18 protein-coding genes are annotated in these 20,476 nt (G+C 72.6%); 10 read left to right on the top strand and 8 right to left on the bottom strand.

Going from position 1 to position 20,476, the window contains the following annotated elements:
* Nucleotides 1–45: 45 nt before the first annotated feature.
* The 3 genes from ACIGW2_RS25590 to ACIGW2_RS25580 all read right to left on the bottom strand — a co-directional run bounded on the left by ACIGW2_RS25590 (nucleotide 46) and on the right by ACIGW2_RS25580 (nucleotide 2,222).
* The gene (locus tag ACIGW2_RS25590; RefSeq protein ID WP_391656086.1) at nucleotides 46–807 is read right to left on the bottom strand and encodes a DUF6230 family protein; all 762 of its coding nucleotides are present in this window, start codon (nucleotides 805–807) and stop codon (nucleotides 46–48) included.
* The gene (locus tag ACIGW2_RS25585) at nucleotides 804–1,286 is read right to left on the bottom strand and encodes a DUF6114 domain-containing protein (RefSeq protein ID WP_391656087.1); all 483 of its coding nucleotides are present in this window, start codon (nucleotides 1,284–1,286) and stop codon (nucleotides 804–806) included. The genes ACIGW2_RS25590 and ACIGW2_RS25585 overlap by 4 nt, the downstream gene beginning before the upstream one ends.
* A 210-nt stretch (nucleotides 1,287–1,496) precedes the next feature.
* The gene (locus ACIGW2_RS25580; protein ID WP_399846199.1) at nucleotides 1,497–2,222 is read right to left on the bottom strand and encodes a DUF6230 family protein; all 726 of its coding nucleotides are present in this window, start codon (nucleotides 2,220–2,222) and stop codon (nucleotides 1,497–1,499) included.
* A 165-nt stretch (nucleotides 2,223–2,387) separates the two neighbouring features.
* Here ACIGW2_RS25580 and ACIGW2_RS25575 point away from each other — a divergent pair, with 165 nt between their 5' ends.
* Complete coding sequence (locus ACIGW2_RS25575; protein WP_391656089.1) at nucleotides 2,388–2,990, top strand: TetR/AcrR family transcriptional regulator; 603 nt, start codon at nucleotides 2,388–2,390, stop codon at nucleotides 2,988–2,990.
* Between the two features lie 7 nt (nucleotides 2,991–2,997).
* On the opposite strand, the gene lepB is transcribed toward ACIGW2_RS25575, so the two are convergent.
* The 3 genes from lepB to ACIGW2_RS25560 all read right to left on the bottom strand — a co-directional run bounded on the left by lepB (nucleotide 2,998) and on the right by ACIGW2_RS25560 (nucleotide 5,569).
* Entirely contained in the window at nucleotides 2,998–3,612 is a 615-nt protein-coding gene (gene lepB, locus ACIGW2_RS25570; RefSeq protein WP_399846196.1) for a signal peptidase I, read from the bottom strand.
* Between the two features lie 188 nt (nucleotides 3,613–3,800).
* A complete protein-coding gene (locus tag ACIGW2_RS25565) occupies nucleotides 3,801–4,868 on the bottom strand; it encodes an AraC family transcriptional regulator (RefSeq protein ID WP_399846193.1) in 1,068 nt (355 codons plus the stop codon).
* A gap of 110 nt (nucleotides 4,869–4,978) precedes the next feature.
* Nucleotides 4,979–5,569 carry a HEAT repeat domain-containing protein gene (locus ACIGW2_RS25560; protein WP_399846191.1) on the bottom strand — a complete coding sequence of 197 codons (591 nt, stop codon included), beginning with the start codon at nucleotides 5,567–5,569 and terminating at the stop codon, nucleotides 4,979–4,981.
* Between the two features lie 313 nt (nucleotides 5,570–5,882).
* Between ACIGW2_RS25560 and ACIGW2_RS25555 the strand changes: the two genes are divergently transcribed.
* The 9 genes from ACIGW2_RS25555 (at nucleotide 5,883) to pssA (ending at nucleotide 16,816) form a co-directional block, all read left to right on the top strand.
* Complete coding sequence (locus ACIGW2_RS25555) at nucleotides 5,883–7,664, top strand: 3-hydroxyacyl-CoA dehydrogenase family protein (protein WP_391656093.1); 1,782 nt, start codon at nucleotides 5,883–5,885, stop codon at nucleotides 7,662–7,664.
* 124 nt (nucleotides 7,665–7,788) lie between these two features.
* The gene (locus ACIGW2_RS25550) at nucleotides 7,789–8,628 is read left to right on the top strand and encodes a TetR family transcriptional regulator (protein WP_361577686.1); all 840 of its coding nucleotides are present in this window, start codon (nucleotides 7,789–7,791) and stop codon (nucleotides 8,626–8,628) included.
* 408 nt (nucleotides 8,629–9,036) lie between these two features.
* The gene (gene ccrA, locus ACIGW2_RS25545) at nucleotides 9,037–10,374 is read left to right on the top strand and encodes a crotonyl-CoA carboxylase/reductase (RefSeq protein WP_391656094.1); all 1,338 of its coding nucleotides are present in this window, start codon (nucleotides 9,037–9,039) and stop codon (nucleotides 10,372–10,374) included.
* Nucleotides 10,375–10,388: 14 nt separating this feature from the next.
* The gene (locus ACIGW2_RS25540; protein WP_391656095.1) at nucleotides 10,389–12,425 is read left to right on the top strand and encodes a protein meaA; all 2,037 of its coding nucleotides are present in this window, start codon (nucleotides 10,389–10,391) and stop codon (nucleotides 12,423–12,425) included.
* Nucleotides 12,422–13,396 carry a CoA ester lyase gene (locus tag ACIGW2_RS25535; RefSeq protein WP_356065309.1) on the top strand — a complete coding sequence of 325 codons (975 nt, stop codon included), beginning with the start codon at nucleotides 12,422–12,424 and terminating at the stop codon, nucleotides 13,394–13,396. Before ACIGW2_RS25540 ends, ACIGW2_RS25535 begins: the two co-directional genes overlap by 4 nt.
* Before the next feature lie 5 nt (nucleotides 13,397–13,401).
* Nucleotides 13,402–13,914: a MaoC family dehydratase gene (locus tag ACIGW2_RS25530; RefSeq protein WP_128981445.1), complete on the top strand. Its 513-nt coding sequence runs from the start codon at nucleotides 13,402–13,404 to the stop codon at nucleotides 13,912–13,914.
* A gap of 2 nt (nucleotides 13,915–13,916) precedes the next feature.
* A complete protein-coding gene (locus tag ACIGW2_RS25525) occupies nucleotides 13,917–15,122 on the top strand; it encodes an acyl-CoA dehydrogenase family protein (RefSeq protein WP_361577697.1) in 1,206 nt (401 codons plus the stop codon).
* A gap of 169 nt (nucleotides 15,123–15,291) precedes the next feature.
* Nucleotides 15,292–15,948, top strand: coding sequence for a phosphatidylserine decarboxylase (locus tag ACIGW2_RS25520; protein WP_391656097.1), 657 nt, complete (start codon nucleotides 15,292–15,294; stop codon nucleotides 15,946–15,948).
* A complete protein-coding gene (pssA, locus tag ACIGW2_RS25515) occupies nucleotides 15,941–16,816 on the top strand; it encodes a CDP-diacylglycerol--serine O-phosphatidyltransferase (RefSeq protein WP_391656098.1) in 876 nt (291 codons plus the stop codon). The genes ACIGW2_RS25520 and pssA overlap by 8 nt, the downstream gene beginning before the upstream one ends.
* A gap of 655 nt (nucleotides 16,817–17,471) precedes the next feature.
* Here the strand turns inward: pssA and ACIGW2_RS25510 are convergent.
* Nucleotides 17,472–18,440, bottom strand: a complete 969-nt coding sequence (locus tag ACIGW2_RS25510) for a GNAT family N-acetyltransferase (RefSeq protein ID WP_399846184.1) — start codon at nucleotides 18,438–18,440, stop codon at nucleotides 17,472–17,474.
* An 835-nt stretch (nucleotides 18,441–19,275) separates the two neighbouring features.
* Nucleotides 19,276–20,427 (bottom strand): glycerate kinase, encoded by a 1,152-nt coding sequence (locus ACIGW2_RS25505; RefSeq protein ID WP_399846182.1) that lies wholly within the window; start codon nucleotides 20,425–20,427, stop codon nucleotides 19,276–19,278.
* Nucleotides 20,428–20,476 lie beyond the last annotated feature (49 nt).

Here is a 20,476-nt window from a genome sequence, read left to right as displayed (position 1 = left end):
CCCGTGCCCTCGTCCGTGCGGTGTGCGCCCGCTCCGGGGCCGCGCTCAGCACGAGGTCGCCGTTCCGCCGACGATGCGGATGTCGAGCTGGGGCAGCACCAGCGCGCCGGCGATCTCGGCGTCGTACGCGGTGGCGTCGAGGCCGTGCAGGGTGACCGAGCTGCCGCCGGGGCCGCCGGCCGAGCCGAGGCCGAAGCCGCCGGGAACGGCGCCGGTGAGCGGCTTGCCGTCGACGAGGACCTGGTCGGCGGACTGGCCGATGACCGCGTTCTCCAGGGTGGTGGGGCCGGAGGAGCGCAGTTCGGTGGCCTGGATGAAGAGGTTGGAGGCGTCGATGTCGGTGGTGAACGCGGCGGGCGGGGTGGCGGTGACCCGCTGGCCGGCGGTCAGGAGCAGGGAGTACGGCAGGCCGGCGATCGACTGGTGGACGATGCCGCACAGTCCGGCGAGCCCGGCCTGTGCGAAGCCGACCCGTGCCATGCCGGTGGTGGCGGTGGAGGTGCCGTCCGGGCGGCCGACCGGCGGGGTGTTGACGATGGCGCCGAAGCCGGTGCCGGAGACCCCGTTGGAGGTGAGGGTGAAGGGCTGACCGGTGACGCTGAAGTTGGCGGCGAGCGCGCCCTGCGCCATCGCGCCGCCGAGCGCGCCGACGGCGAGCACGGCCGGGACGAGGGCGAGGGCGCCGCGCCCCCACCGGGTGCCGCGGCGGGTGCCGTCGGCGGCCTCGGCGAGCATCTCGGCGTTCCAGCGGGCCCCGGCGCGGGCCAGCGTGCGGACGGCGTCCTTCGGTCCGGGCAGGGCGCTCATGCGGCGGCGCTCCCTTCCTGGGCGGGGGCGGGGACGGTGGGGGCGGGGCGGCGGCGGAGGCGGCGCGCGAGGGGCTTCTCGGGCAGCCAGGAGAAGGCCATGGAGCCGCCGAGCACGGCGAGGAACATGCCGACGAACAGGCCGCCGAGGTTGGACAGCGGGAAGGAGGCGACGCCGGCGATCACGGCGATGACGCCCGCGGTGTGGCGCTGGCTCGGCAGCAGCAGGATCAGCAGCGCCATCGCCATCAGGAGCACCCCGCCGGCCATGCCCGCGATCCCGCCGACGCCGATCTGGAGGATCTTGCCGAGCGGCGCGAGCGGCAGGAAGAGGATCACGAAGCCGCCGGTCCCGGTCCACAGCGCCGCCCAGAAGGGCCGGGTGCGCCGCCAGCGCCGGAACGCGCGCCGGGCGCGCGGCAGCGGACCGCCCGCCCGCGGGCCGGCCCCGGACGAGGGGTCGGGGGCGGGGGCTGTCACGGCCGCGAGGGACCCGGCGGCGGCCCCGGGGACGGATCCGGGCGCGGATCCGGGTGCGGATCCGGGTTCGGCGGAGGGGACTTCGGGCTCGGAGCCCGGTTCGTGGTGCGTCATGCGGACCTCGCAGCGGGGAGGGGGCCGGGTGTCGGTGGTGCGGGGCGCCGCGTCCCGTGCGGCGCCCCGACCCGTGGGGGGTGCGGAGGTGCGGACTCAGCAGCTCGTGTCGCCGTGGGCGATGCCGATGGCGAGGTTGGGCAGGGTGATCGCGCCGGCGATGGTCGCGCCGTTCGCGTCGGCCTTCAGGCTCTCGATGGTGGTGCGGCCGCCGGTCGCGTCGAGGCCGAACTGGCCCGCCGTGCCGTCGTTGATGCCGGTGCCCTTGATGCCGGCGCCGTCGGCGGCGGCACCGATCACATTGGGCGTGGTGTCGGAGGCGTTGAGCGTGGCCTTGGACGCCTTGAGGGCCTGGGCGTCGAGGACGAGCTTGCGCGCCTGGAGGCCCTCGCCGGCCGCGAGCTGGTCCGGGGTGAGCGGGGTCGCGGCGGCCGGGGAGGAGATGTTGAGCGACCAGGTGCCGAGGCTGCCGATCACCGGGAGGTTGACCGCCTGGGTGGCGTGCACGCACAGCCCGTCGAGGCCCGCCTGGGCGATGCCGACCTCGGCGGCGCCCTTGGGCCCGCCGGCGTCGACGGTGTGCATGACGGCGCCGATGCCGGAGGGCGCGGCGACCGTACGGGAGCTGAGGGTGAAGGGGACGCTGGTCAGCGAGAGGTTCGCGGCCAGGGCGCCCTGCACCATCGCGGTCGCCATCCCGGCGACGGCCGCGCCGGCCGGCAGTGCCAGGAGGACGGATCTGCGCCAGCGGGTGACGCCCCGGGGCTCCCCGGCGTCCCCAGGAACCCGGGTCTCCCGGGTCCCTCTGATCTCTTCGGACATGAGCCTTCTCCAACCGTCGTCCCGTGCGGTGCACGGGTTCCTTGCTGTCACGGCCGCGTGCCGTGACACTGCGTGGCCACTTGTTCGAGAATTGGACACTATTGACGAATGTGTCAACAGTTTGGACAGAGGGGCCGGAAAATTCGTCTCCACTAGGCTGGGCCGATGGCCAGGTTCAGGGAGACGGTGCGCACGCTGCTGCGCGAGCGCCTGTTGGACGCCGCGTACGAACTCGTCGCGGACCGCGGTTTCGAGAAGCTGCGCATGGCGCACATCGCGAGCGCCGTGGGCGTGAGCCGGCAGACGTTGTACTCGGAGTTCCCCTCCCGGGAGGCGGTCGGCGAGGCCCTGTTCCAGCGCGAGCTGGAGCGCTGCCTGGTCGGCATCCAGGCGGCGCTCGACGCGCACCGCGACGACCTGCGGGCGGCCGTGACCGCCGCCGCCGACTTCACCCTCACCCTGGCCGGGCGCAACCCGCTGGTGCGCGCGATGCTCACGAGCACCGGGGACGACGGACTGCTCCCCTATCTGACGACGCGGTCCCAGGCCGCGTTCGCCACCGCGACGGCGATGGCCGACGCGTACGTGGCCGAGGCCTGGCCCGCCGTGGACCCGGTCGCGCGCGACCTCGCGGTCGACACCGCCGTACGCCTGACGGCCAGCCATATCGTGCAGGCCGCGGGCTCGCCGCAGGAGTCGGCCGGGCGCATCGCCGACGTCTTCCTGCGGATCGCGCTCAGCACGGGCCGCGAGGACCTCCCCTCCTGAGCCGCCGTCAGGGACCGGGACCGGGTCCCCGGGCCGTTTCCATGACCGGCGCAGGGCCGAGGTCCGGGGAGGTCGGCAGCAGGCCGCCGCGCAGGCCCACCCGTCCCTCGACCCGGGCGATCTCGCCCCAGCCGTAGGCGCGGGAGTCGTCGGAGAGGTCGGGGTTGTCGCCCAGGTAGAAGAAGGCGCCGGCCGGCACCGTGCGCAGCTCCGGGCGGGCCGAGCGGGTGCCGTCGGCGGCGCAGCAGTTCCCGGTCCGCCGCGCCTGGTCCGTCCACGGGCGTGCGGTCACCCGCCGGACCGGACCGCGGCCCTGCTCCTGGAGGAGGACCTGGAAGGGGTCGTCGGGGGTGGACACGATCGCGATCCGGTCGCCGGGGAGGCCGACGACCCGTTTGACCAGGAGCGCGTTCTGGTGCCTCGACCTCAGCAGGACGAGGTCGAAGCGGTGGACCTCGCCCGCGGAGCCGGGCACCGGCAGCAGCCGGTCGCCGTCGCGCAGGGTCGGCGCCATGCTCGATCCCTCGACCCGCACGCTGAGGGTGGTCACCGCCACGCCCGCGAGCAGGCAGAGCAGCACGAGCCCGGCGAGGACGGCGGGGACCGCCCGGCGCGCGGTCATCTTCGGCGGCCCGGCGGGCTGGCGGCGCCGGGCAGGGGGTTCGCTTCCATGGCGGGGACGGTAGGCCCGGCGTGCCGGGTCCGCCGTGACCGTACCGCTCACCCTCCGCCCGTACGGACGCCCCGGCCCGAGCACCCCGGCGGCGCGGGGCCGTACGGCTTCCCCAGGGGGACGCCCCCTTGGGGACCTCAGGGCGCGTGCCGCAGGTACGCCCCCGGGGGTGCGCCGGTCCAGCGGCGGAACGCCCGGTGGAAGGCGCTGGGTTCGGAGAAGCCGAGCCGGCGGGAGAGATCCTCGATGGAGAGGGTGCCGTGGGCGAGGGCGGCGAGGGCGTGGTCGCGGCGCACCTGGTCGCGCAGCCGCTGGTACGAGGTGCCCTCGGCGGCCAGCCGGCGGCGCAGGGTCTGCGGGCTGACGGAGAGCCGGTGGGCGACCTCCTCGGGCGGCGGGACGGGGCCGGCCGGGAGGGCGGCGGCGATCAGCCGGCGGACCCGGACGGTGGCGGTGGCGGCGGAGCGCTCGTCGCGGCAGACGAGGACGTCGAGGGTGACCCGGCGCAGCAGGGCGCGCAGCTCGGCCGGGTCGCGGCGGACCGGGGCGTCGAGGTCGGCGCGGTCGAGGACGAGGGCGGTGCGCGGGGCGCCGAAGACGCAGGGGGCGCGGAAGAGCAGGGCGTACTCGTGGGCGTGGCGGGGCGCGGGGTAGCCGAACTCGACCCGGCGCAGGCCGAGTCGGCGGCCGATGAGCCAGCCGGCGAAGCGCTGGGCGGCGAGGACGGTGGTCTCGGCGCCGAAGCGCAGCGGGTCGTCGTAGCCGGAGACGTCGAAGTCGATGCGGGCCTCGTCCGCGAACTCGCCCCCGGGCGCCTCGGGTTCGACGAGCCGGAGGCGGGGGCCCGCCGGGAAGAGGCGGTAGAAGGAGGCGCCGCGGTGCAGGGCCTCGCGCAGGTCGCGGCTGCCGTGCACGACGAGGTCGGCCATGGTGGCGAAGGTGCCGAAGCGGCTGGGGGCCTCGCCGAAGCCGAGCAGTTCGTCGTCCAGGCGCCGCCAGAGGGTGCCGACCAGCCGGCCGAACTGCCGGGCGGGCACCCGGGCGGGGAGGTCGAGGGACAGTCCGGCGCGGGCGAGCAGCGGTGCGGGGGCGAGGCCGTGCCGTTCGGCGCCGAGCAGCGCGGCGCGCACGTGGTGGGCGCCGACCGAGAGCGCGGGTGCCGGGCGCGGGGGCGCCGGCGGTGCGGCCGGGGTCGCAGGGGGCATGTTCCGCCTCCGCTCTGCCAGTCGGGAACAGGGACGAGTGAACCGGTGCCGGACACTGTAATAAGACGTGTCAACAACGGAACCCGTCCGTTCCCCCGGCGGGACGCACGTCACAGCCGCCGGAGCGCCTCCCGGGCCGCCTCCGCGAGCCTCGGGTGCGGCAGGGCGGCGGTCAGCACCTCGCGGGCCACCGGGTCGCCGAGGGCGCCGAGCCCCTCCACACAGGCGAGGGCGACCCGCCAGTGCGGGTCGCCGGGAACGAGCCGGCGCTCCAGCACGGTGACGAGGGCGGGCGCGCTCTCCGGGGCGCGCAGAGCGGCGAGCAGACGGACCGGCAGCAGGGCGTAGGCGACGCGCAGTTCGTTCGTGGCGAGCGCGGCGGCGGCGCGGGCGGTGCGCGGGTCGCCGAGCCGGGTGAGCGCGTGGGCGGCGGAGACGCAGCGCTCGGGGTCGCGGTGGTTGAGGAGCAGGACGAGGGCCTCGAAGGCGCGGGGGTCGCCGGCCAGGCCGAGCCGGAAGGCGGCGATCTCGCGGGCCCACAGCGGCTGTCCGGGGGCGGTGAGGGCGGTGTGGAGTTCCTCCGCACCGAGCGGTCCGGCGAGTTGTTCGAATGCCGCGGGAACCTCCCCGCCGGCATTCTCGATCTCTTCTCGCAAACGATCGATCATCGAGCAGAATTCGGGGTCCGCGGCGAAATTCATATTCCGCAGCCTATCCGCGACCCAGATCACACTTTCCCCAACTTCCCAGGACTGGCGTGCTCGTTACCGGGCAGTTAATCTCAGGTGAGCGGGCCACCCCCCGCATCCGCACGACGGCCTGGTGACGCAGCCGTTGTGTCCGTTCGTTCGGTTCGGCAGTTTTCGACGTGACTCCGGGACAGGGTCCGTCGCCCTTTTTCCCCACGGCCTCCGGCCGCTTGCGCCCTCGGTCGTCCGTGCCTTCGGGCCACTCGCGCCTTCCGCATTTCGCGCGCTGCCTTCAGTCGTCACTCTTCCTCCCAGGAGTCCCCTGATGGACACCCCTCTCTCCACCATCGCCGTCGTCGGTCTCGGCACCATGGGCACGGGCATCGCCGATGTCCTCACCCGGGCAGGCCGTGAGGTCATCGGCATCGACATCGACGAGAACGCGGCCGCCCAGGCCGTCGCCGCCCTGGAGGCCTCCACCGCCCGCGCGGTGGCCCGCGAGCGCATCACCGAGGAGGAGCGGCAGGACGTCCTCGCCCGCTTCCGCACCTTCTCCGACCTGCAGGCGGCCGCGGAGGCCGATCTCGTCATCGAGGTCGTGCCCGAGTCGTACGAGACCAAGCAGGAGGTCTTCCGGGCCCTGGACGGCATCGTCCGGCCCGGCACGATCCTCGCCACCGGCACCAACGCCCTGTCGGTCACCCGGCTGGCCGCCGACTCCGCGCACCCCGAGCGGGTCCTCGGCCTGCACTTCTTCACCCCGGTCCAGGCCATGAAGCTGGTCGAGGTGGTCTCCTCGGTGCTCACCGACCCGCGGCACGTCGAGGCCGTCACGCGGCTCGCCCAGGAGCTGGGCAAGGAGCCGGTCGCGGTGGGCGACCGTCCCGGCTTCGTCGCCGACGGGCTGCTCTTCGGCTACCTGAACCAGGCCGCCGCGATGTACGAGGCCAAGTACGCCTCCCGCGAGGACATCGACGCCGCCATGCGGCTCGGCTGCGGCCTGCCGATGGGCCCGCTGGCGCTGCTCGACCTGATCGGCATCGACACCGCCCGTACCGTCCTGGAGGCCATGTACGCCTCCTCCCAGGACCGGCTGCACGCCCCGGCCCCGATCCTCAAGCAGCTCAGCGAGGCCGGTCTGACCGGCCGCAAGTCCGGCCGCGGCTTCTACACCTACGAGGCGCCCGGCTCGGCCACCGTGGTCCGCGACGCGCTCACCCCGCTGGACGCGGCCGCCACGGCCGGCGGCCGCGAGGTGCGCTCGGTCGGCGTCGCCGGCTCGGGCACCATGGCCTCCGGCATCGCCGAGGTCTTCGCCAAGGCCGGTTACGAGGTCGTCCTGGCCGCCCGCTCCCAGGAGAAGGCCGACACCGCGAAGGCCCGGATCGCCAAGAACCTGGCCCGTTCCGTGGACAAGGGCCGGATGACCGGCGAGGCCCGCGACGAGACGCTGGCGCGGATCGTCCCGGCCGGTTCGCTCGACGCGTTCGCCGAGGTCGACCTGGCCGTCGAGGCGGTCGCCGAGGACCTGGAGATCAAGCAGGAGCTGTTCGCCCGCCTGGACAAGATCTGCAAGCCCGGCGCGGTGCTCGCCACCACGACCTCCTCGCTGCCGGTGGTCGCCTGCGCCCGCGCCACCAGCCGCCCGCAGGACGTCATCGGCATGCACTTCTTCAACCCGGCGCCCGCCATGAAGCTGGTGGAGATCGTCCGCACGGTGCTGACCGCCGACGACGTCCACGCGACCGTCCGCGAGGTCACGGCGAAGATCAGGAAGCACGGCGTGGACTGCGGCGACCGGGCCGGCTTCATCGTCAACGCGCTGCTCTTCCCGTACCTCAACAACGCGATCAAGATGGTCCAGGAGCACTACGCCTCCCTGGACGACATCGACGCGGCGATGAAGCTGGGCGGCGGCTACCCGATGGGCCCGTTCGAGCTCCTCGACGTGGTCGGCCTGGACGTCTCCCTCGCCATCGAGAAGGTGCTGCACCGCGAGTTCCGCGACCCGGGCCTCGCCCCCGCACCCCTCCTGGAGCACCTGGTGGCCGCGGGCTGCCTCGGCCGGAAGACGGGCCGTGGCTTCCGCGAATATGCCCGCCGCTGAGCCGGGCGACGGGTCGTACGGGGGTTGGGGAGGGCTGCTCAGCCCGTCGGGCACCGTCGGTGCCGGGCCGGGCTCCCCTCCCCCACCTGGGCACACTCCCGCTCGGATGCAGTACGTTCGGGGCATGTCCAAGGCCGCGAAGACACCCCGTGCCACGTCCACGCCCGACGCCCAGGAGAGCGCGGCGGGGACCCGTGCCGCCGCGCAGCGGCTGAAAATGCGCCGGGAGCTCGCCAGCGCGGCCATGGAGCTCTTCGCCACCAAGGGGTACGAGGCGACCACCGTCGACGAGATCGCGGCGGCGGCCGGGGTGGCCCGGCGGACCTTCTTCCGGCACTTCCGGTCCAAGGAAGAGGCGATCTTCCCCGACCACGACGACACCCTGGTGCGCGCCGAGGCGGTGCTGAACGCCGCCCCGCCGCACGAGCACCCGCTCGACACGGTGTGCCGGGGCATCAAGGAGGTCATGAAGATGTACGCGGGCTCGCCCGCGGTCTCCGTGGCCCGCTACCGGCTCACCCGCGAGGTGCCGACGCTGCGCGAGCGCGAGATCGCCTCGGTGGCCCGCTACGAGCGCCTCTTCACCCGCTATCTGCTCGGGCACTTCGACGAGCGCGACCACCACGACGGCAACGACGACCCGCTGCTCGCCGAGGTGGCGGCCTCCGCGGTGGTCACGGCCCACAACCACGTGCTGCGGCGCTGGCTGCGGGCCGGCGGCCAGGGGGACGTGGAGGCGCAGCTCGACCACGCCTTCGCGATCGTCCGGGAGACCTTCGGCAGCGGGATAGGCGCCCGCCCCGGCACCGTGCCGGCCGGGGCCGCGGGCGCCGCGGAGGAGCCGGTCCGGCCGGCCGCCGCCACCGCCTCCACGACGGGCGACGTGGTGGTCGCCGTCGCCCGGACGGACGCACCGCTGGACGAGGTCATGCGGACCATCCAGCAGGCGCTGACGAAGGGCTGAGAAAGAGCCGAAGATCACGCCGCACGAGGGCCGCTCCCGGATTTCCGGGGGCGGCCCTCGTCGTATCCGCCCAGTTCAGGGGCATTTTCGATCGATCATCGCTCATCCGTGAGCAGCAGATTGCATCTGAGTGAAATTGTTGGCACGCAGTGCCTTGTCACGTGACACGGCGTGCCATACGTTGAGGGTGTCCGGGCGGCCGGCGCGCAGAGATCTCCTCGTGCGCCGGCTGTCCCCACAGGCAATCCTGCTCGTGCGCCCGGACGCCTGCGTCACAGGCACCTCCCGCGCCCCACCACGGCGCCGCCACCGCACCACCGCGCCGAACCGACGGCACACCTCCACAGCACCAACCCCGACGAAACCCTCAGCGCGTCCCCGCGGGACGCCGCACCGCCGGAGGCATCCGTGAAGGACATCCTGGACGCGATCCAGTCGCCCGACTCCACCTCGGCCGACTTCGCCAACCTCAAGCTCCCCGAGTCGTACCGCGCCGTCACCGTCCACAAGGACGAGGCCGAGATGTTCGCCGGCGTCGCCAGCCGCGACAAGGACCCGCGCAAGTCGCTCCACCTGGACGACGTGGCGCTGCCGGAGCTCGGCCCGGGCGAGGCCCTGGTCGCCGTCATGGCCTCCTCCGTGAACTACAACTCGGTGTGGACCTCGATCTTCGAGCCCGTCTCCACCTTCAACTTCCTGGAGCGCTACGGCCGGCTCTCCGAGCTCACCAAGCGCCACGACCTGCCGTACCACGTCATCGGCTCCGACCTCGCGGGCGTCGTGCTGCGCACCGGCCCGGGCGTCAACTCCTGGAAGCCCGGCGACGAGGTCGTCGCGCACTGCCTGAGCGTCGAGCTGGAGTCCTCGGACGGCCACAACGACACGATGCTCGACCCCGAGCAGCGCATCTGGGGCTTCGAGACCAACTTCGGCGGCCTCGCCGAGATCGCCCTCGTCAAGTCCAACCAGCTGATGCCGAAGCCGGACCACCTCAGCTGGGAGGAGGCCGCGGCCCCGGGCCTGGTCAACTCCACCGCGTACCGCCAGCTGGTCTCCCGCAACGGCGCCGGCATGAAGCAGGGCGACAACGTCCTGATCTGGGGCGCGAGCGGCGGCCTCGGCTCGTACGCCACCCAGTTCGCCCTGGCCGGCGGCGCCAACCCGATCTGTGTCGTCTCCTCCCCGGAGAAGGCCGACATCTGCCGCTCCATGGGCGCGGAGGCGGTCATCGACCGCAACGCCGAGGGCTACAAGTTCTGGAAGGACGAGAACACCCAGGACCCGCGCGAGTGGAAGCGCTTCGGCTCCAAGATCCGCGAGCTGACCGGCGGCGAGGACATCGACATCGTCTTCGAGCACCCGGGCCGCGAGACCTTCGGCGCCTCCGTGTACGTCACCCGCAAGGGCGGCACCATCACCACCTGCGCCTCGACCTCGGGCTACATGCACCAGTACGACAACCGCTACCTGTGGATGTCGCTGAAGCGCATCATCGGCTCCCACTTCGCCAACTACCGCGAGGCCTGGGAGGCCAACCGCCTCATCGCCAAGGGCAAGATCCACCCGACCCTCTCCAAGGTCTACTCCCTGGAGGAGACCGGCCAGGCCGCCTACGACGTGCACCGCAACCTGCACCAGGGCAAGGTCGGCGTGCTCGCCCTCGCCCCGGAGGAGGGCCTCGGCGTCCGCGACCACGAGCTGCGGGCCAAGCACATCGACGCCATCAACCGCTTCCGTAACATCTGACCCCGGGACCACAGATGACAGAGCGCCAGAAGGACCGGCCGTGGCTCATGCGGACCTACGCCGGTCACTCCACCGCCGAGGCGTCGAACGAGCTCTACCGGCGGAACCTCGCCAAGGGCCAGACCGGACTCTCGGTCGCGTTCGACCTGCCCACGCAGACCGGCTACGACCCCGACCACGTCCTCGCCCGCGGCGAGGTCGGCCGGGTCGGCGTGCCGGTCTCGCACCTCGGTGACATGCGGCGGCTGTTCCAGGACATCCCCCTGGAGCAGATGAACACCTCGATGACCATCAACGCCACCGCCATGTGGCTCCTTGCGCTCTACCAGGTGGTCGCCGAGGAGCAGGGTGCCGACATCACCAAGCTCCAGGGCACCACCCAGAACGACATCGTGAAGGAGTACCTGTCGCGCGGGACGCACGTCTTCCCGCCCGGCCCCTCGCTCCGCCTCACGACGGACATGATCGCGTACACGGTCAACCACATCCCGAAGTGGAACCCGATCAACATCTGCAGCTACCACCTGCAGGAGGCCGGCGCCACGCCGGTCCAGGAGATCGCCTACGCCATGTCCACCGCGATCGCCGTCCTCGACGCCGTCCGCGACTCGGGACAGGTCCCCGAGGAGCGGTTCGGCGAGGTCGTGGCCCGGATCTCGTTCTTCGTGAACGCCGGCGTCCGCTTCATCGAGGAGATGTGCAAGATGCGCGCCTTCGGACGCATCTGGGACACCATCACCCGCGAGCGGTACGGCATCGAGGACCCCAAGCAGCGCCGCTTCCGCTACGGCGTGCAGGTCAACTCGCTCGGCCTGACCGAGGCCCAGCCGGAGAACAACGTCCAGCGCATCGTCCTGGAGATGCTGGCCGTGACGCTGTCGAAGGACGCACGCGCGCGTGCCGTCCAGCTCCCCGCCTGGAACGAGGCGCTCGGCCTGCCGCGCCCCTGGGACCAGCAGTGGTCGCTGCGCATCCAGCAGGTCCTCGCCCACGAGTCCGACCTCCTGGAGTACGAGGACATCTTCGCCGGCTCGCACGTCATCGAGGCCAAGGTGGACGCCCTGGTCACCGAGTGCCTGGCCGAGATCGAGCGGATCCAGGAGATGGGCGGCGCCATGGCCGCCGTCGAGTCCGGATACCTCAAGGCCCAGCTGGTCTCCTCGCACGCCGAGCGGCGCGCCCGCATCGAGTCCGGCGAGGACAAGATCGTCGGCGTCAACATCTTCGAGACCACCGAGCCCAACCCGCTCACCGCCGACCTGGACACCGCGATCCAGACCGTCGACCCGGCCGTCGAGGCCCGCGTCGTCGAGGCGCTGAAGAACTGGCGCGACACCCGCTACCAGCCGCCCTTCAACCACCCGCGGCCCTGCAAGGCCCTGGAGCGCCTCAAGGAGGCCGCCAAGGGCACCGGCAACCTGATGGAGGCCACCCTGGAGTGCGCCCGCGCCGGCGTCACCACCGGCGAGTGGGCCGGGGCGCTGCGCGAGGTCTTCGGCGAGTTCCGCGCCCCGACCGGCGTCTCCTCCGCCCCGGTGGCCGTGCCGGCCGAGGAGGGCTCCCCGCTCGCCGAGGTGCGCCGCAGGGTGGACCGCACGGCGGCGGACCTGGGCGTCGGAAAGCTGCGCTTCCTGGTCGGCAAGCCGGGCCTGGACGGGCACTCCAACGGCGCCGAGCAGATCGCCGTGCGGGCCCGCGACGCCGGGTTCGAGGTGGTCTACCAGGGCATCCGGCTGACCCCCGAGCAGATCGTGGACGCGGCTCTGGAGGAGGACGTGCACGCGGTCGGCCTGTCGATCCTCTCCGGCTCGCACGCCCAGCTCGTGCCCGACGTCCTCGACCGCCTGAAGCAGGCCGGCGCGGCCGACATCCCGGTCGTCGTGGGCGGAATCATCCCGAACGCCGACGCCGAGGAGCTCCGGGCCGCGGGCGTGGCCGCGGTCTTCACCCCGAAGGACTTCGGCATCACCGGGATCATCGGCCGTATCGTCGACGAGATCCGGAAAGCCAACCAGCTCAACCCCCTCGAAAGCACGGAGGTCCCCGCATGACCAGCACCGCTTCCCCTGTGAACCGGCTGCGCCCCCGCCGCTCCTGTCTCGCGGTGCCCGGCTCGAACCCCCGCTTCCTGGAGAAGGCCCAGGGCCTCGCCGCCGACCAGGTCTTCCTCGACCTGGAGGACGCCTGCGCCCCGCTGGCCAAGCCCGAGGCCCGCCACACGATCGTGAAGTTCCTCAACGAGGGCGACTGGACCGGCAAGACCCGCGTGGTCCGGGTCAACGACTGGACGACCCACTGGACGTACCGGGACGTCGTCACCGTCGTCGAGGGCGCCGGCCAGAACCTCGACTGCATCATGCTGCCGAAGGTGCAGAACGCCGAGCAGATCGTCGCGCTCGACCTGCTGCTCACCCAGATCGAGAAGACCATGGGCTTCGAGGTCGGCAAGATCGGCATCGAGGCGCAGATCGAGAACGCCCAGGGCCTGACCAACGTCAACGCCATCGCGCAGGCCTCCCAGCGCGTCGAGACGATCATCTTCGGCCCGGCCGACTTCATGGCCTCCATCAACATGAAGTCGCTGGTCGTCGGCGAGCAGCCGCCCGGCTACCCGGCGGACGCCTACCACCACATCCTGATGAGCATCCTGATGGCCGCCCGCGCCAACAACCTCCAGGCGATCGACGGCCCCTACCTGCAGATCCGCAACCAGGAGGGCTACCGCGCGGTCGCGCAGCGCGCCGCCGCCCTGGGCTTCGACGGCAAGTGGGTGCTGCACCCGGACCAGGTCGCCGCCGCGAACGAGATCTTCTCGCCCTCGCAGGAGGACTACGACCACGCCGAGCTGATCCTCGACGCGTACGACTACTACACCTCCGAGGCGGGCGGGAAGAAGGGCTCCGCGATGCTCGGCGACGAGATGATCGACGAGGCCTCCCGCAAGATGGCGCTGGTCATCTCCGGCAAGGGCCGGGCCGCCGGCATGCAGCGCACCAGCAAGTTCGAGATCCCGGAGGCCTGAGTCCGATGCAGTTCGGCCGCACCTACGAAGAGTTCGAGATCGGCGCCGTCTACAAGCACTGGCCCGGGAAGACGGTCACCGAGTACGACGACCACCTCTTCTGCCTGCTGACGATGAACCACCACCCGCTTCACATGGACGTGAACTACGCGGAGAACACGACGGACTTCAAGAAGAACGTCGTCGTCGGCAACTACATCTACTCGCTGCTGCTCGGCATGTCCGTGCCGGACGTCTCCGGCAAGGCCATCGCCAACCTGGAGATCGAGTCGCTGCGGCACGTGGCGCCGACCTTCCACGGCGACACCATCTACGGCGAGACGACCGTCCTGGACAAGACGCCGTCGAAGTCGAAGAGCGACCGCGGCATCGTCTACGTCGAGACCAAGGGCTACAAGCAGGACGGCACGCTCGTGTGCGTCTTCCGCCGCAAGGTCATGGTCCCGACGGCCGAGTACATCGACGCGCGCGGCGGCGAGCAGCCCGGCCGCCCCGAACTGAAGGAACAGGGGAAGTAGCCATGGCGCGACTCGCCCAGACCCACGGCCTGACCGACGTCCAGCAGGAGATCCTCTCCACCGTCCGCGACTTCGTGGACAAGGAGATCATCCCGGTCGCCACCGAGCTGGAGCACCGTGACGAGTACCCGCAGCAGATCGTCGACGGGCTGAAGGAGCTCGGCGTCTTCGGTCTGATGATCCCCGAGGAGTACGGGGGCCTGGGTGAGTCGCTGCTCACCTACGCGCTGTGCGTGGAGGAGATCGCCCGCGGCTGGATGTCGGTGTCCGGCATCATCAACACCCACTTCATCGTGGCGTACATGCTGAAGCAGCACGGCACCCAGGAGCAGAAGGACTACTTCCTGCCGCGGATGGCGGCCGGCGAGACGCGCGGCGCCTTCTCGATGTCGGAGCCGGGCCTCGGCTCGGACGTCTCGGCGATCACCTCGAAGGCGGTGAAGGACGGCGACGAGTACGTCCTGAACGGCCAGAAGATGTGGCTGACGAACGGCGGCACGTCCACGCTGGTCGCGGTGCTCGTCCGAAGTGACGAAGGCCACCCCGAGGGCACCGCCCCGCACAAGTCGATGACCACCTTCCTCGTCGAGAAGGAGCCCGGCTTCGGAGAGGTCCGCCCCGGCCTCACCATCCCGGGCAAGATCGAGAAGATGGGTTACAAGGGCGTCGACACGACCGAACTCATCATGGACGGACTGCGCATTCCGGCCAATCGTGTCCTCGGCGGGGTCACCGGCCGAGGGTTTTACCAAATGATGGACGGCGTGGAGGTCGGCCGCGTGAACGTCGCGGCCCGTGGCTGCGGCGTCGCGCAGCGTGCCTTCGAGCTGGGTGTCCAGTATGCCCAGCAGCGTCACACTTTCGGCAAGCCGATCGCCCAGCACCAGGCGATTCAGTTCAAGCTCGCCGAGATGGCTACCAAGGTCGAGGCCGCTCATGCCATGATGGTGAACGCAGCACGCAAAAAGGACTCCGGGGAACGAAACGACCTCGAAGCGGGGATGGCGAAGTACCTCGCCTCCGAATACTGCAAGGAGGTCGTCGAGGATGCCTTCCGCATCCACGGTGGTTACGGGTTCTCGAAGGAGTACGAGATCGAGCGCCTCTACCGCGAGGCCCCGATGCTGCTCATCGGCGAAGGTACCGCCGAGATCCAGAAAATGATCATTGGTCGGCGGTTGCTCGAGGAGTACCGCTTCCAGGGTTGATTGTCGCATTTGAGTCGGTTTGGCCGCGAAGAAGATCACACCCTGTGTTCGGCTTCCGGCCGCCGACTCGGCTTCTGGCTTGCCCAGTTGCGGCCCGCAACCGATAGCATCGCCGGAAAGCCGCCGTCCCCCGTTGCCAGTGCGGCATCATCCGCTACGAAGGTCATCCATGCCCCACAGCCAAACCTCTGCACACCGCGACAGCCTCAAGGGCGTACGCATCGCACGCGGAGCATCGCCGTGGCTTCTGCCGACCGTCGCCACCGCGGCGCTGAGCCTCGCGCGCTCGCGCAGGTCGACGGCCGCCAAGGCCGTCGCCGTGCCGGCCACCGCTCTCGCGGCCGGCATGCTGTGGTTCTTCCGCGACCCCGAGCGCGAGATCGCTCAGGGCCGGGTCATCTCGCCCGCCGACGGCGTGGTGCAGAGCATCATGCCGTGGAAGGACGGGCGCACCCGCGTCGCCATCTTCATGAGCCCGCTGAACGTCCACGTCAACCGCGCGCCGCTGGCCGGCACGGTGACGTCCGTGGAGCACGTCCCCGGCGGCTTCGTGCCGGCGTTCAACAAGGAGAGCGAGAACAACGAGCGCGTTGTCTGGCACTTCGACACCGAGCTCGGCGACATCGAGATGGTGCAGATCGCCGGCGCCGTGGCCCGGCGGATCGTGCCTTACATCCCGCAGGGGACGAAGGTCGAGCAGGGTGACCGGATCGGACTGATCCGCTTCGGGTCGCGGGTCGACATCTACCTCCCCGAGGGTGTCGAGGTCGCCGTCGAGGTGGGCCAGCCCACGACCGCGGGGGTGACTCGCATTGACCGTGATTGATCCCGACACACGGGCGGCCGACTGGGTCGCCGAGTCGGAGGCGGACGCCGAGGACGCCGAGGAGATGCCGCTGTCGCTGAGGCTGTCCATAGCGGACGCCCTCACGCTCGGTAACGCCACGTGCGGCTTCATGGCGGTGTACTTCACCACCACCGGCATCCTGATCCCGCACCTCACGGGCAGCGGGGTGGAGACCGGCATGGCGCGGCACTCCGCCGCGACGGCCGTGATCCTCATGCTGGGAGCGGCGATCTTCGACCTCTTCGACGGCATCGTGGCCCGCAAGCTGCGCAGCTCGCCGATGGGCGCCGAGCTCGACAACCTCTCGGACCTGATCAGCTTCGGCCTGGCGCCGGCGTACTTCGTCCTCGTGTACGGCATGGTCGCGGACGACGCGCACCAGAAGGTCTCGGCGGTGGCCGCGATCGTGGTGCTGCTCGCGGTGGTGCTGAGGCTCGCGCGGTTCTCCTGCGTGACGATGAAGGACGGCATGTTCCAGGGCATGCCGAGCCCCTTCGGCGCGCTGACCGTCGTGTCGATCATCCTCCTGGAGCTCCCCTTCATCCCGACCCTGCTGGCAATCATCGGCACGGCGTGGCTGATGGTGAGCCGGGTGGAGTACCCGAAGCCGCGGGGTGTCCTCGCGGCGGCGATGCTCAGCTGGATCGTCGGAGCGATGGCGATGCTGGCGGCCTGGGCCTTCGACGCCCCGGGCGGTCAGCTCCTGCTCCAGACCGGCTGTGCGCTGCAGGTGGTGCTGGGCGCCGTGATCCCCCTCTTCGCGACGGCCCGGCGAGTGAACACCTTCCGCGACAACCGTCGCGAGAGCCGCGAGGCTCGCCAGGCGGAGGCCGCACAGCTGCGGTGACGCCGGCGGCGACGCCGCCCGGACACGGGAAAGGGCCCCGGACGCGAGAAGCGTCCGGGGCCCTTTCCCGTGCCGTAGGGGGTGTCTCGCCGATCAGGCCGGACGAGCGAGCGGCGTCCGGTGCATGGGGTCTCCCCAGGCCCGCCAGGGCCGAGGGCTGGGGCCTCCCCAGGCCAGCCCGGGCCGAGAGTTTGGGGCCTTCCCAGGCCCGCCAGGACCCAGGGCTGGGGCCTCCCCAGGCCAGCCCGGGCCGAGAGTTTGGGGCCTTCCCAGGCCCGCCAGGACCCAGGGATGGGGCCTCCCCGCGCGCCAGGACCCAGGGGTGGGGCCTCCCCAGGCCCGCCAAGGCCCAGGGATGGGGCCTCCCCAGCCCCGCCAGGACCCAGGGATGGGGCCTCCCAGACCCGCCAGGACCCAGGGATGGGGCCTCCCCAGACCCGCCAGGACCCAGGGGAAGGATCGCAAGGCGGAGGTGGCGGCACCTCCCCGGCCGCCGGGCCGCAGCGGCGGAAGCGACGCGTGGGGGGGGACCTGCCCTGGGCTTCGCCCAGGGGCACCCCACCTGGGCGAAGGCCAGGGGGCCATCGGCGACCGCCGACAACGCGGCGAGGCGCGGCACCGGGCGCCGAGAGCCCGGCACGATCGGCGGGACCCCCTAGCGGGCGAGCCGCTTGTAGTAGAGGGTCGTGGGGCGCAGGGTGCCCGAGGGGTCGGCGGCGAAGTCCGGGATGGTGCCGGCCGGGGTCCAGCCGGTCGCGCGGTAGAGGCGCTCGGCAGGGCTGTCGGTCTGGGTGTCCAGGACGAGGAGGGTCAGCCCGGTGGCGGCGGCGTGCGCCTCGGCGGCGGCCAGGAGGCGCCGGGCGATGCCCTGGCCGCGGGCCTCCCGGTGGACGACCAGCCGGGCGATCTCGCCGCGGTGGCGGCCGTTCGCCTTGCCGTCGCGGGCCAGCGTGACGGCGCCCAGGACGCGCCCGCGCGGGTCGAGGGCCGCCCACACCTCCCGTACCCCCGCCGCCTCCGTCCACCAGGCGGCGGCCTCGGCGGGCTCCAGGGGCGCCAGGAAGCCGATGGAGGCCCCGTCGTCGACCGCGTCCACGAGGAGGGCGGCGAGCCCGTCCGCGGCCCGCTCGCGGACCTCCCCGGGCGTCAGGCGCCGGACTTCCGCCGTGCCGGAGCGCCACTCCAGGAACAGCAGCCCCTCGCGTGCGTCCCAGGGCTGCGCCGACCGGAACCCCAGCCGCCGGTACAGGCCCAGCGCGTCCGCCCGCCACCGCCACACCGAGAGCCGTACGGACCCGAGCCCGCGCTCCTCGGCCCGGCGCAGGGCCTCCGTCACGAGCGCGCTCGCGAGCCCGCGCCCGCGCGCCTCCGGCGCCACCCAGAGCCGCTTCAGCTCGCCGCCGGCGGTGAGGACGACACATCCGGCCGGCCCGGCGACGAGCACCGTGTCGCCGGCGAACGCGCCGGCCGGATCGGCCACCTCCGCCCGGTAGCGCTCGGGCAGCTCGTCCGGCCCGGCCACGGGCCGCCCCTTCTCGGCCTCGGTGGCGAGGTGATAGGCGGCGAGCAGTGAGGGCAGCGCCGGGTGGTGACGGGATTCTTCGAGGCTGGGGTTCGTGTGCACGCCCCTGAGCCTCACATCCCGGTGTTACGCGGGTGTGTCCCCCGCCCCCGCGCACCCCGGCCCCGCCCCGTGACCCTCCAGGTGTCACGGGGCGGCGTCACGCGCTGTGGGGCGCCGCGCCGGGGGCCGCCCAGGTCGTTCCTTCCGGATCAGGCGGGATCCGGGGGGCACCTCCCGTGCCCGAAGGGCTACGGGGAGGGCGCCGTCCGAGGCATGGGGCTCCCCGGGCCCGCCAGGGCCCAGGGCCGGGACCTCCCCGATCCCGCTAGGGCCCACCGTCGGGGCCCCCAGGCCCGCCAAGGCCCAGGTCGCGGCCTCCCCAGACTCACCAGACCCCCGGCCCGGGGCCTCCCCGAGCCCGCCACGGCCCAGGGTCACGGCCTCCGCGGGCCCGCCAGGGCCCACGACCGGGGTCCCCAGGCCCGCCAAGGCCCAGGGCCGGGACCTCCCCAAGCCCGCCACGGCCCACGGTCGGCACCTCCCCAGGCCCACCAAGGCCCACGGTCGGGGCTCCCCAGGCCCGCCAAGGCCCACGGTCGGGGCCTCCCCGAGCCCGCCACAGCCCCGGGGAAGGATCGCAAGGCGGAGGCGGGGGCACCTCCCGGGCCGCCAGGCCGAGGGGGCGGAAGCGACGCGTGGGGGGGGACCTGCCCTGGGCTTCGCCCAGGGGCACCCCCACCCGGGCGAAGGCCAGGGGGCCATCGGCGACCGCCGACAACGCGGCGAGGCGCGGTGCCGGGGGGCACTCCCCCACGCTCCGCCGGGAGCACCCCCGCCCAGGCGAAGCTCTGGGGATGGGGAAGTCGCGAGCCCGGCAAGATCCGGAAGAGACGGCCTACAGCAGGAAGTCGCGCGCGATGTTCGCCGAGACCTGTTCCAGGAGGGGGCCCGCGTTCGGGATGGACTTGGCCGGGTCCGGTTCCAGGTCGGTGAGCGGGTAGGCGCGGCGGATGCCGGCGGTGCCGAGGGCCTCCGGCGGGAGGGCCAGGCGGCCGCAGACCGCGACGACCTCCTTGCCGGCTGCGCGCGCGGCCGCGGCGACGCCCGCGGGGGCCTTGCCGTGCAGGGTCTGCTCGTCGAGGGAGCCCTCGCCGGTGATGACCAGGGTCGCGCGCTCCAGGGCGGGCGCGAAGCCCAGCACCTCCAGCATCAGCTCGATGCCGGGCCGGAAGCTCGCGCCGAGCAGCAGCGCGCCGTAGCCGATGCCGCCGGCGCCGCCTGCCCCCGGGGAGGCGGCGAGCTCGGCGGCCCGGGGGCCGATCGCCTTTTCCAGGACCTGCGCGTAGTGCGCGAGGGCCGCGTCCAGGGTCGCGACGTCCTCGGGGGTGGCGCCCTTCTGCGGGCCGTACACCGCCGCGCAGCCCTTCGGGCCGGTCAGCGGGTTGTCCACGTCGCTGGCGAGGACGAAGTCGACGTCGGCGAAGCGCGGGTCGACGCCCGACAGGTCGGCGGAGGCCAGGTCGGCGAGGGCGCCGCCGCCCGGGCCGACGGGCTTGCCGTCCGCGTCGAGGAAGACCGCGCCGAGCGCGGTGAGCATGCCGGCGCCGCCGTCGGTGGTGGCGCTGCCGCCGACGCCGAAGACCATCGTGGTGGCGCCCGCGTCGAGGGCGGCGCGCAGCACCTCGCCCGAGCCGTACGTGGTGGCGGTGAGCGGCGCGAAGACGCCCTCGGGCAGCAACTGGAGGCCGGAGGCCTCGGCCATCTCCACCACCGCGGTGGTCCCGCGCAGCGCGAACGCGGCCGTCACCGGCTCGCCGACCGGCCCGGTCACGGTGACCTCGCGTCGCTCGAACCCGGCCGCCACGGCCGCGGCCACGGTGCCGTCGCCGCCGTCGGCGACGGGCAGCGTCTCCACCTCGAGCTCCGGGACGACCCGTCGCAGACCTGCTGTGACCCGCTCCGCGACCTGTACGGCCGTGAGCGAACCCTTGAACTTGTCGGCCGCGACGAGCACGCGTGCGGCCTCAGTTACTGCTCCGTCCGTCACCTTGCATCCCTTGCTTTCGAACAGGCAGTCGCGCCAGGGCCGACCCTAT

It is taken from the genome of Streptomyces sp. NPDC053541, from assembly GCF_044544705.1.
GTDB lineage: Bacteria > Actinomycetota > Actinomycetes > Streptomycetales > Streptomycetaceae > Streptomyces.
Note: the sequence above shows the minus strand (reverse complement) of the source record. Positions and strands in the feature narration are given on the sequence as shown.